Raw genomic sequence first — 12,921 nt, 5'->3', positions numbered from 1 at the left:
GATTCGCATGAAAAAGAACAGCCCGTCCCCATCTGGTCTAGCGGTCTACTGTTACGCCTGTGATCGATAGCTCGATCGTCCCGGGAAGCTCTGCTCAAGAGTCATGATTTGACAGGAATCAACCGGCCTTCCCAAGCGCCCTCTACTAGAAGTGCAATCTTCTGCGCCGACAGAGGCCTCAATGAAGACCACGGTGTCGCCAAGCCGCTCAACAGCTGCAATCTATGCCCCCGCCCGCAAACACACCAACAGAGCGCTCGCAAATTAAATTCCCACTTCCCTATTCCCACCTCAGACCCACACACATAAGAATCTTCAAAGCGCTCCTGAACACCCTCCGAAGACCTTGGCAGGCCTCTTACTCAGGCTCACAGCAACCACTCGATGCACTTGCTCCCCACAACTTCCCATTACCCCGTACAAGATGAGAATTCCATTGTCATTTATGTAGCCGACAAAACTCCCGCCTCCTGCACCCCAGGCCGCTCTGACGAGATAAACAGTCTCCCCCTCTGCCGGCACTAACCCATTCAACTGTAGTGGCGCGAATTTCTCAGCCGCATCCGATGCTTGGATGATGCTCAAGTTCTGATCGAGCATCCACTGAGCAATCGATTTTTCGCTCTGCGGATTCAAGGTGGCCAAGCGGTCACTTCGAAGTGTCGTCGAGTTCCCAGGAATGATCTCATCCGATGAAACGTCCACCCAATCTGAGTTCCATTCAATGTGTTTGATCTGGCTAGTGCCACAGCCTCCGAGCAATGGAAGAAGGAGCGCAGCCACGCGTAGACTCACCATCATTTGCACCCCAACCGCTTCTTGATAGCATCCCGAACCCTATCGTCTGGAACGCCAAGATGCTCTGCCATGATGTTTCCCTCCCACCCCGGAACGGGCTTGGTAGAACGAGATGGCGCCTGCGACACCACATCGTACATATCAAAACGACCATCGTACTTGAATTTCATCAAATGCCCTGCTTCGTGCGCAGCCGTCCACTCAGTGTTTCCTGCATACCATTTACCGACACTGCCTCCAGTTACGGTCGCCCCCTCCCCAGCGGAACCTCAACACGGTTTAACCGACCTTTCTCCGGCTGGCTAGCAGTCACTGTAAATCCGGGCGCAGACCAGGTCGATTCAATTGCATTTATCATTTTTCTCAAAGTCTCAGGAGTAGCTCCCTCACCACTGAAGCGAATAGGGATGTCGATATGAACTCCACCGTCCACGCAAGTGCAATTGGCCAGCAGTCCGAGCGGATCAACCGCCTGCACTGGATCAGCTGATACATAGGAGAAGGTAGATACCCCTCCGTCGAATCCCATCGGATCACTCTGCGAATAGCGCCCCGCTGCCGGGTCATACTCCCGCTGGTAGTTGTAGAACAACCCACTCGCATCCGTGGCCTGCTGGCCCGGGAATCGTAGCGCCAGCTCGAACGCCCCACCATCCCCATCCGGATCAGCGTTCGGAATCTGGTTGCCGAACACCTCGCTCTTGTTGTTCCACTCCCAGATCGCCGCATCGCGCATCGGATCGATCACCACGCGCGGCGTACTCAGATGATCCGGCTGCACGTAGGCCAGCTGCGGAACACCGGTACTCGGCACATTGATCAGCGCCACCGGATAGTTGTCCAACCAGATGGCCTGCAACTGCGCCTGGCCCGTGGCCGAGTAGTTGCCCAGCCACTGCCCTGCTTCGTTATACAGGGTGATCTGAGCTGCGCCACCGGCTGGAGTACGCAGCACGCGCTCGCCGCGATGGTTGTAGGCGTAGCTCTCCAGTACAGCATCGCCCTGCTTCACCGCGTTCATGCGGTTGGCATCGTTGTAGGTGAACGTCTTGCTGCCGATGCTGCTGGTATTGCCCGCTGCGTCATGGGTACGCGCCTCGCCATCCACCGCAGTCAGGCGATGGCTGCTTGCGGGATAGGTGTAGCTGGCGGTGCTTGCCGACGTGGTCAGCGCGGTACGATTGCCGGTGGCGTCATACGCATAGGTTTCAATCGGCGTGCCGGTCGTGCCGTCCTGGGTCTGGGTCAGGCGGCCCAGAGCGTCGTAGGCGTACTTGGCCAGCACCGTCGAGCATGTGCCGTTCTTCAGTTCAGAGGTCGTTGCGGCCGATTGAGTCCAAGGATGGCAATTCTACGATTCCGTACCCGCGCAACGCACCGCGTTTTTGGCGTGAATTACCATGGCAGGAGCGAGGACCAAGAGTGCAAACACTATTACAACTGTCAGGGCCAGCCACCATTTATTGCCTGTAACCGCAAGCACGAAGGTAATGCAGCGATGACGGCCAGTACATGAGCATAGAGTAGAAGAAGCACATATCTGTACAGACTCGACGCCGAATCCGCAACGCCCGCAATACTTCCGCACCGACCTGTTAAGTGAATTGAATGTAGAGAAGCTCTGTTCACGTGCCCCGCAGAAGGAGCACGTGAATGAAAGTATCGACCTCACCGGCAAACCTCCTCACCAACTATTGCCGCCGCTGCGACAGCATCAGGATGCTGATAGGTAACTCTAAAGGATGAACATAGACAGCGAGCCGGATACCGGGATCCTTACCGCTGGTGAAAATATATAACTGACACCGAAACCCGAGGCAGCGCGGCTCAGTAGTTGTACGGGATACTTGGATGCTACTGCACTGACTGCCGTCGCGGTCTGACCAGGGGGCGAGGATACCTGGGAGAGCACGGCGTTCAGTTGAGTATGGGTACTGATTGCTTCCTGTTGAGTCCCTTGGCCCCACCAGTGTTCTCGTCCAGTGAGAGCTGCCGCACGCCACACGCCCCCCGTGATCTAGTCGGATACCGAGCTGGTGGGCGGACCGGGTGGCTGCGCTGTGGCCTGCTGATTAAAGCAGGCCCGATGCGGATGTTATGGAACACACGCCGCACATGCGGCGTGTGCTACCGAACAATGGCGATCATGGAGGTAGCGTTCGAGAAGAATCAGCTCGGGTCCGACGCACGGGATGCTAGGGCAGACGGAGCAAACGTAGAGACCCGATGTGGATGGGGCTAGTTCTCCCATAGATGTGTCTTCTTGACCCGCCATACTCCTTCCTCTTTTCTCAAGAACACATCTGCGTTCTTTCCTGTCGGAGGGAATCCGATTTCCATGAAAGCAGCATCGTCATCAAAGTACAACTTCTCAATGGCAATGAATGGCGAAGTGCGATCATATGACGACGACTTTACGAACTGAAATCTCCCGCCGTTGGCTTCGCACAACGGCAATGAAGATGACGATTCATCGCCATCCCATAGAACGTTTATCCGTGAAGATCCCCATCCATCTCCTCCGTATGCAGAAAGCGCTGAATCCGAGGATGCCGCCTGGATGATTGCCACCGGATCATGACTACACGGAGCACCTCTTTCACTGGATGACTTTGCGCATCCAAATAGGGTAAATGCAATTATCAAGCACAAGCCAACGCGAAAGAGGTTAGTGTGAAGCAGGCCTTCTGATCCCATAGACATACTCTTCATAGCTCCAACCCTCCTCGCCCTTGTACTGATTTTTGTTCCAGAAATACTCCGAGAAGTGAACCAACTCGTGCTCCAGTGTTCTTTCCAGCTTCTGCAGGAGTTCTGGGCTTCGGTCACCCGATTCGAAGCGGTCAAAATAGGTCTCATGAATAAATATCTCACCCGAGCCAGGCGCGTAACTACCATCGTCATGCCTCATGTATTTTGGCGTAATGACTGGCCCATCGCATTTCGATAGAAGCTGATCAAGATGCCCCTGTCCGATGTTTCCGTATCGCTGGAATCCATCATATTTGCGACTGGTCATTCGATCTTTCGTTCCATTCAAGAATTCCGTCGTCGCGGGGTACTTCTTGCTGACCCACGAGTGATAGCGGAGAAGTCCTAATGGATCGACAAAGTCTAACGGATCATTTCCTGTGTACGAGTAGATTGAAGCTCCGCCTCTCAAACCGATCGGATCACTCTGCGAATACCGCCCCACCGCCGGGTCGTATTCCCGCTGGTAGTTGTAGAACAACCCACTCGCATCCGTGGCCTGCTGGCCCGGGAATCGCAGCGCCAGCTCGAACGCCACACCATCGCCATCGGGATCGGCACTCGGAATCTGGTTGCCGAACACCTCGCTCCTGTTGTTCCACTCCCAGATCGCGACATCACTCACCGGATCAATCACCACGCGCGGTGTGCCCAGATGATCTGGTTGGACGTAGGCAAGTTCCGGCACGCCGGTGCCCGGCACGTTGATCAGCGCCACCGGGTAGTTATCCAGCCAGATGGCCTGCTGTTGCGCCTGCCCCGTGGCCGAGTAGTTGCCCAGCCACTGCCCGGCCTCATCGTACAGCGTGATCTGAGCTGCGCCACCGGCTGGAGTACGCAGCACGCGCTCGCCGCGATGGTTGTAACCGTAGCTTTCCAGCACGGCATCGCCCTGCTTCACCGCGTTCATGCGGTTGGCATCGCTGTAGGTGAAGGTCTTGCTGCCGATGCTGGTGGTATTGCCCGCTGCGTCATGGGTGCGCGCTTCGCCATCCACCGCAGTCAGGCGATGGCTGGTTGCGGGGTAGGTGTAGCTGGCGGTGCCTGCCGAGGTGGTCAGCGCGGTGCGATTGCCGGTGGCGTCGTAGGCATAGGTTTCAATCGGCGTGCCGGTCGCGCCGTCTTGGGTCTGGGTCAGGCGGCCCAGCGTGTCGTAGGCGTACTTGGCCAGCACCGTCGGACCTGCGCCGTTCTTCAGCTCGGTGATCGAACCGACCGGGTCGTAGCCGTAGCCCAGCGACAGACCGCCCGCAGCCGGGTCGTGCACCGCCTGCGGGCGATAGTCCAAGTCCAGCGGACGCTGCAGCTGCCGCCCATTGCCATAGGCCCAGCCGGTGGCCGGGCCGAAGGCCGCATAGGTCACGTTGTTCACCACGATCTGGCGCGCCTGGCCGGGGCGGGTGAGGCCGATCTGGCTGATGCGGCCCTGGGTATCGCGCACGTAGTCGGCCACGCTGCCGTCGGGGTAGGTCAACGCGGTCAAGCGACCCGACTTGCTGTAGGCATAGCGCAGAGTGGTGGCCACACCATTGACGGTCTGCACCTTGCGGGTGACCTGGCCGAAACGGTCATGGCAGTACTGGGTGCTGCCATTTGCGTGCAGCACCTGCCCCAGGCGGCCCTTGGCGAAGCGCTCGTCGGCGGCACAGGCGGCCGGCGCCACGTCATAGCTGTAGCCCACGTCCAGATTGGGGTCCGGATAGGCGATGCCGATCAGGCGGTTGAGCGCATCGTAGTGATAGGTGGCGGTGACGCCGCGCGCATCGGTGGCGGTCTTGCGGTTGCCGGCGGCGTCCACGGTGAAGCTGCTGGCGCCACTGTCCGGGCTGACCTGGCCGGTCAGATCACCGAAACCGTTGTAGGCGTAGGTGGTATGCAGGCCCTTCGGGTCGGTGACCCGGGTGACCTGGTCCAGCGCGTTGTACTGACTGCGGATCTCCGCCGCGACGCCGCCGACGTCCTGCAGGGTCTGCGCCAGGCGGTTGAGCGGGTCGTACTGCTGGCTGGTCACGCGCTGCAGTGCGTCGGTGATCGTCTGCGGGTTGCCGTTGGCATCGTAGGCAAAGCCGGTGGCGTGGTTGCCCGCATCCTTCAGCGCGGTCAGCTGGCCAAGCGTGTTGAACGTCCGCGCCAGGGTGCGACGCAGCGTGCCGCCAGTATCCAGCGTGTCTTCCTTGAGGCGGTTGCCGGCGTTGTCCAGCGTGTAGTGAATGGTGTTGCCGGCGTTGTCGGCGATATCCGTCAGCCGCTGGGCGGCGTCGTAGACATAGGTAACGCTGCTGCCGTCAGGCTCGGTGACCTGTTGCACCTGGCCGGTCGGCCAGTAGCTGATCTGGGTCACCCGATCCTCGGTCGTGGTCGCGCCGCGCACGGTGATGGAGGTCGGCCAGCCGCGGGGATGGTAGGTGTAATCAGTCACCACGCCGTTGGCGTCCTTGACCGACAATGGCCGCCCGAACGCGTCGTAGGCCAGAGTCTCGACCGTCTGGCCCAGCGCATTGGTCACGCTGCGCAGGTCGCCCTTGCGATAGGTGCAGGCACCATTGGCCGCGCACCCCGCGTCATCCGCGGTGTAGTAGGCATAGGTGGAGACATCCGCCACATCACTACGCGGGCCATCCACGCTACGCAGCAGTCCCATCAGCGGGCACTCCGGGCCCTCTGCCTCACAGTAGGTCTGCGTGGTGACGCGGGTGTCACCGGTCACCATGTCGCGCACGGCGATGGTGGTCGGCTGGAGGCGTGCATTGCGCACGATGCGGATCTCACGGTTGCCGACGGTCTGTTGCACCAGCCGATTGCTGTCCAGAGCCACTCGCGTTTCGCTGACGCGTTGGTCCGGAGTACCGGCCGCTTCAGTGGTGGTGGTCACGCTGATGGCGCCTGCGGCAGCATCGCTGGCCTCGGAATAGGCATACTGGGTGACAACGCCTCGGCGATCGGTCACCGACTGCAGCCGGCGCCGGAAATCAGTGCCCTCGGGCAGATAGGTGCGACTGATGCTGCCGTTGCTCTCGGTGACGCCGTTGACCTTGCGCGGAAGGCCACTGGCGCCGCTGGCGGTCAATGCGTAGGTACTCTGCTTGCCCAGTGCGTCGGTGACGATCGTGGTGCCTGCCAGGGTGTACTCCAGGCGCACGCCATCAATGCCCACGTCGGCCTGACTGCAATCGCCGGAATGGCGGCTGCAGGTGACCCGCCCCTTGGCGTCGTAGCCGTACCAGCTGTAACGCTGGTTGCCCTCGGCGGTAATGCCGGTCAGGTAGCCCGGGAAGCGGGCGTCCTCATAGTGATACGTGCGGCTGGCACCGTCTGCGTAGGTCGCACTGATCAATTCCCCGGCCGGGGAATAGGCGTAGCTCACCACGGGCTGGCCGGCGATCACCAGGGCCGAGATCAGCGAATCGTCACCCGGCGCGAGATACTGGACGTCCACGCGCCGGCCGGTTGAATGGGTGATGCTGAGCAGGCGGCCACGGCTGTCGTGTGCATAGGTTAGCGAGGTTCCGTCTTCGAAATCGCGGCGCTGCATCAGGCCGCCGGCATCGAACTGAATGCGCTCCTGAGCCCGCGACAACAACCATAGGCTCCCCTGTTGAGCCACGCGGTCCCCACTGCCATCCATTGCCTCATACACCGCTCCCACCTTCTTGAAGGCGAGCTGGCCACCCTCAGCGTCAATCAAACCCACCTGGACTTCCGAACTCGGTGGAAAGTCCGTGTCGTCAACGCCGAGCGTCAGGCGAATGTTGTGCGAGTGCGTCCATCCTTGGCCCATGGCTCCGCCGCTGGTGCCGGTCAAGGAATGATACTGGCGATCGAAGCGGACCCACCCGAGATCAAGGTCCGCTTCCGGCTGAGACTTGTCGCCGGTGGTGGGGTCGCACGGATTACCGACTTTGCACTCCTGCGGCGGCAAAGGAGAAGTCCAGTACGCCAGCAGCATTGCCATGTTTGGGTCGTCCTGCTGGATCAGGGCACACATGCCCAGGTTCTCGTCCCACATCATCGTGGGGTGATTCATGCATTTTGCGGTTCTACTCCGATAGGCGTGTTCCCAAAAGACCAGCTCCGAGCAGGCCTTGGTCCCCTCGTAGTAACTGTTTTTGACGAATTTATAGCGTTTGCTCTCGTTGATGACGCTGCCGTCATCTCCCACTCCAAGCCCGCCAACCTCCTCCCAGGCCTCTTCAGTCATGACGGTGGCAGCGCACCGCGGATCGCTCGCATTCTTCGACAGGAACATGCTGCGGACGGCATCCTCCGTGGCGTACTTCTGATGGTTCTGCTCATACACCCAATCCGTGGTGACGATCTTCTCGGGCTTGACGCGATAGTCATAGATCGTCTTGTTAGGAAGGGCCCTCTGGCGCTTGACCTCCCAAACGAAAGGCTTATCGACCTCATACTCGGCGAAGAAGGCCCGTATGTCTTTCTGGACAGCCGCCTCCGTGGAACGGGGCTCTCCCATCGAGAAGTAGCTTTCCCATCTCTTCTCGATCTCCTGCGCCTGCACGCTGGACGTCGAGCACGCCAGCACGAACAGCGCCAGACTGATGAGCGAAGTGCCAGAGTTTGCCTTCAACATCCCTGTTCTCCTTCCTGGACGGACACAGCGCCGGCGGGAACGAGAACGTGGGGCAGCAGCCTCCTCACGTCATGCTTCGGATCGTCCCTGGTCCGGAATGCGGCGTGGCCGCTTGGGGACGTTATCTCCGATGTGGTTTACACATTCAAGTCAAAAACTGTGGAATGGGTCGAATTTCAGAACTTTCTGATGCAGGGGGGGGCGTGTCGGAAATGCAGCCGAGCGTGGGCTCGGCTCTACATGGCGAATGCCCCAGAAACAGACACGCCGGGCATCGCCCGGCGTTTCCGTCACCGCATGGAAGGGGTAAATCTCAGTACTTCCCATCAAACGCAAAGATCGGCTTGCGCTGCTTCCACGCGCCGGCAGTAAAGTCCGGGAACTCCAGGGTCTGGAAGCTGTTGGCGATCGACTGCTCGCTCAGCGGGGTGATCGCGCTCCAGGTCACTGCGTCGTAGATGTCGATCGGCATCGGCGCCTTGGCCTTCAGCGCTTCAACAAAGGCATGGATGACGAACCAGTCCATACCACCATGCCCTGCACTCGCGGCGGTGTCGGCGTTCTGCTTCCACAGCGGGTGCTCGTACTCGTCCTGGTACTTCTTGAACTCTTCCCACTGGTGCGGCGGGCTGCGGCCTTCGATGTGGATCGAATGGTTCACGTCCATCCACAGGCCCTTGGTGCCCTGCACGCGGAAGCCCATCGAGTACGGGCGCGGCAGCGAAGTGTCGTGCTGCAGCAGGATGGTCTCGCCGTTCTCGCAGGCCAGCGTGGTGGTGACGATGTCGCCCAGCTTGAACTTCACCTTGGTGCTGGGGTGGGTGGTGCCACCACTCTTGGCAACGGTGTACTCATGCAGGCCACGCGCCTTGGTCGCGAAGGCGTTGATGTGGGTGAAGCGGTTGCCACGGTTGATGCCGGTGTACATCGCGCACGGGCCGATGCCGTGGCTGGGGTACAGCTCGCCGTTGCGCTGCACCGAATGCTCGGTGCGCCAGCGTGCTTCGCTCCAGCCCTTGGGGCCGAACTCCACGCCGCTGTCATACGGCTGGTTCGGATCGCCGGAATTGAACTTCACCCCACGCAGGTCGTGCTGGTAGCCGGCCTGCAGATGCACCAGCTCGCCGAACAGGCCCTGGCGCACCATCTGCAGCGCGGCCATCACGTCGCGGCGGTAGCAGACGTTCTCCAGCAGCATGTAAGGGGTACCGGTGCTCAGCTGGGTCTTCAGCACGTCCCAGTGGTCCTGCAGGGTGATGCCGGCCACCACTTCGCAGCCCACGGCTACACCGGCCTGCATCGCGGCAATCGCCATCGGTGCATGGTATTCCCACGGCGTGGCGATGATCACGCCATCGATGCCCTTCTGTTCCAGCAGTCGCTTCCAGGCATGGGTGTCGCGGTCCTGGCCGTAGGTCTTCGGGGCCGGCTTGCCGGCCTTGGCCACCATGTCCATGGCGCGACCGAGCATGATCGGTTCGATGTCGCACAGCGCGACCACCTCGACATCGTCGCGGCGCACCAGCTCCTTCAGCAGCACAAGGCCACGCATGCCGGTGCCGATCATGGCCAGGCGCACCTTGCGCCCGCGTGCCCACGCCGGGGTCTGCGGCAGCAGGCTGCTGGCGGCGACAGCGGCACTGGCCGCGATGAATTCCCTACGCTTCATGGCAAACATCTCTCCTCTTGGCAGCGAGCCGGCCGTAGCCGGCCCGCCGGGTCACGCAAACGGAATTACTTGAAACGGTAGCCGATGGTCACACTGTAACCACGACCGAAGATGGTGGCGTAGTCACTGGAGTCACCCAGGAAGCTGTTCGGATCGTAGAACGGCAGGCGGTTGAACAGGTTCTTGACGGTGAAGCTCAGGTTCCACGCGTCATCCGGGCGCCAGGTGACGCTCATGTTGGCAGTCCACCACGACGGCGCACCATCGCACTTGCTCTTCTGCAGGGCCAGGTAGCCGCCGGTGCAGGTTTCCTTGTTGTTGCTCACCTCATCAACCTGGTCGGTGGCCCACTTGGTGCCGCCCACGTAGTTGACGAACATGCTGGTGGTGACCTGCTTGTAGGTCCAGTCGGCATTGAGCGTGGCACGCAGGCGCGGGTTGTTGTAGTAGCCGACCACGTCGCCGTAGTACCAGCCGTTCTCCGCGTCCATGTAGAAGCGGTTGCGGTTGGCGATGGTGGCGGCCAGGCCGATATTCAGGTTGCCCCAGTCGCCCAGCGAGAAGCGGCTGCGCGCATCGATGTCGAAGCCGTCGATCAGGGTCTTGCCCCGGTTCTTGTACTGGCCCACCACGCTGGCCACGTTGCCGGCCGAATAGCCCGGCAGCACCGACGGGCAGCTCACGCCACTGGCCGGGTCGGCACACATGGCCGCCAGCTGCGCCAGGTTGGCGCGGTCGCTGTCGGTGATCGGCGAGCGCGACATCGAGATGATGTCTTCCATGCGGCGATAGTCCGGCGCGACGATTTCGTTGTTGCGGTAGATGAACCAGTAGTCGGCCGACACCGACAGCCAGCTCGCCGGCTCGTAGACGAAGCCGAGGGTGGCGATCTTCGCCTTCTCCGGCTTCAGGTCCTTGTTCGGCTGGGTCATGCGCGCAACGGTGCGGCTGCAGTCGACGTTCAGCATGTTCTTGCCGAGGTCGACATCACCCGGCCGCTGCGACTTCAGCAACAGGTTGGCGATGGCGTTGGTCTCGTTGCAGCGCAGCTCGTCGCGGAAGCCGCCCAGCTGGGCGAACACGCCGCCATTGCCGGACTCGGCCAGGCTCGGTGCACGGAAGCCGGTGGAGTAGGTACCGCGCAGCATCAGCTGGTCGAACGCCTGGTACTTGAAGCCGATCTTCGGTGCTACGTTGGCACTGAAGTTCGGGTACTTGTCCACGCGCACCGCCGCATCCAGTTCCAGCTTGTCGGTGATCGGCGCCACGGTTTCGGCAAACAGCGCGTAGGTGTTGCGCTTGCCGTCAAACCAGGAACCGCCCTGCTGGGTGATCAGACCGTTGGCGGCGTCGGCGTTGCCCGGAGTGTAGAAGGTTTCGCGGCTGGCGTTGAAGCCGAATGCCGCACGCATCTCGCCGGCCGGCAGCTGGAACAGCGGGCCTTCGATCTTGCCGTCGAGGGTGTGCAGGCGGGTCCACGACTGGATGTCGAAGGTCGGGAACGCTTCACGGATCAGCGCGGCGTTGGCTTCGCTGATCTCGCCGAACTTGTACGCCGGATGGTCGGAGATGATCACGCGGCCGGTGCCTGGATCGATCGTGTACGGGCCGAAGGCCTTCTCGAAGCCCTTGGTGTTGACGTTGATCGTCTGGTAGGTGGTGGAGTGGGTGCCGGCGCTGGCGAACGCGGTTTCCCAGTTCCAGTCGCCCCGGTTGCCACGCGCACCGGCCAGCACGCGGTAGCTCTTGTCGGTATTGCGCTGGCCGAAATAGTTCGGGCCGGCATCCTGCAGCAGGTAGTTCAGGCCGACCACACCGCCCATCATCGCCTTCATCTGCGGGCTGGCGTGGTTGTATTCGTTGTTCGGGCCCAGGAACGGGTACAGGAACTGGTTGACGGTGTTGCCGGTATTGCGCGAGAACCAGCTGGTCGGGTTGCCGGTGGTGGTGCCGTAGGTGCGCGGCGTGCCGCCGTTGGCGCGCAGGTCGATGTCGGTGTAGGTCGCCTCGGCGAAGATCTCGGTGCTGTCACCGACCAGGAAGGTGCCGTTGAGGTAGGCGGTGTTGCGCTCGGACTTGGCACCGGCGTCGATCTCGTTGTTCATCCAGGTTTCCCAGACGCAACGCGGACCGGCCGCTTCACTGGTCAGCACGTTCCTGCAACCCGGCGCAGCTTCCTGCACACGGCGGCCGGTGACTGGATCGAAGGCGAAGTAAGTGCCCGGATTGAATTCACCCGGCTTGCTGCCCACGCCCAGGCGCAGGTTGTTGAGGTAGTTCGGATTGTTGACGTAGTACTGGTTGGGCCGCTTGTCGTAGAAATCGCTCAGCGGGATCGCGTCGCGGCGGTACATGTTCACCGCGCCGTAGATGTTGAAGCGGTTCTCGGCCAGGTCACCGAAGCCGGCGGTGATGCTGGCCTGGCGTTCGCCGTAGGAGTCGATGCGCGAAGAGGTGTCGTTGGTGAAGCTGACCTCGGCCCCCTGGAAGTTGCGCTTGGTGATCACGTTGATCACGCCGGCCACCGCGTCGGTGCCGTACACCGCCGAGGCGCCGTCGGTCAGCACTTCCATGCGCTCGATGGCCGCGGCCGGAATCGCATCGATGTTGACGAACTGGGTCTGGAAGCCGGCCGGTGCACCGTAGTACGACAGGCGGCGACCGTTCAGCAGCACCAGCGTGCCCTGGGCACCGAGGCCACGCAGATTGGCCTGCGAGGCACCATCGGAACCGGTGAACAGCGAACGCGCGTCCTGCTGCGCCGGGCGGGCGGCCGGCAGGTTGTCGAGCACCTGCAGCAGCGTGCGCGCACCCATGTTCTGGATGTCCTGCTTGCTGATCACCTGCACCGGCGAGGCGGTTTCCACGTCGGTGCGGCGGATGTTGGAACCGGTGACCTCGATGCGGGCCAGGTCGGTGGCCTTGTCCTTGCTCTCCTGGGCGAAGGCAGGAACGGCGACCGACAGCAGCACGCCGGCGATGGCCAGCGACAGCGGAGCGATCGAACGACAGGGGGGGCGGTGGTGGCGGGCGGGCAACATCGGGGTTCTCTCCTGGCAGGGGTGCAGCGCAATAAGTGAGCGCGTGGGCGTTCGGCGGGCAAAACGCTCCCGGG

The 12,921-nt window shown here is 61.4% G+C and carries 5 protein-coding genes and 1 pseudogene; all 6 read right to left on the bottom strand.

What is annotated here, in order from left to right:
* Window positions 1-315: 315 nt before the first annotated feature.
* Complete coding sequence (locus AC5P5X_RS18145; protein WP_223846448.1) at window positions 316-783, bottom strand: hypothetical protein; 468 nt, start codon at window positions 781-783, stop codon at window positions 316-318.
* A 14-nt stretch (window positions 784-797) separates the two neighbouring features.
* Entirely contained in the window at window positions 798-968 is a 171-nt protein-coding gene (locus AC5P5X_RS18140) for a hypothetical protein (protein ID WP_154329644.1), read from the bottom strand.
* A gap of 281 nt (window positions 969-1,249) precedes the next feature.
* A pseudogene (locus AC5P5X_RS18135) lies at window positions 1,250-2,113 on the bottom strand (RHS repeat-associated core domain-containing protein); the annotation flags it as partial.
* Window positions 2,114-3,466: 1,353 nt separating this feature from the next.
* Window positions 3,467-8,137 (bottom strand): RHS repeat-associated core domain-containing protein, encoded by a 4,671-nt coding sequence (locus AC5P5X_RS18130; RefSeq protein ID WP_181453856.1) that lies wholly within the window; start codon window positions 8,135-8,137, stop codon window positions 3,467-3,469.
* A 313-nt stretch (window positions 8,138-8,450) separates the two neighbouring features.
* Window positions 8,451-9,806 carry a Gfo/Idh/MocA family protein gene (locus tag AC5P5X_RS18125; RefSeq protein WP_049395707.1) on the bottom strand — a complete coding sequence of 452 codons (1,356 nt, stop codon included), beginning with the start codon at window positions 9,804-9,806 and terminating at the stop codon, window positions 8,451-8,453.
* Between the two features lie 65 nt (window positions 9,807-9,871).
* On the bottom strand, window positions 9,872-12,847 hold the full coding sequence (locus tag AC5P5X_RS18120; RefSeq protein ID WP_087803727.1) for a TonB-dependent receptor: 2,976 nt from the start codon (window positions 12,845-12,847) through the stop codon (window positions 9,872-9,874).
* Between the last annotated feature and the right edge of the window lie 74 nt (window positions 12,848-12,921).

It is taken from the genome of Stenotrophomonas sp. YJH_SMC_91 (assembly GCF_059368495.1).
The sequence above is the reverse complement of the archived record's forward strand: the minus strand, read 5'-3'. Positions and strand labels throughout refer to the sequence as shown.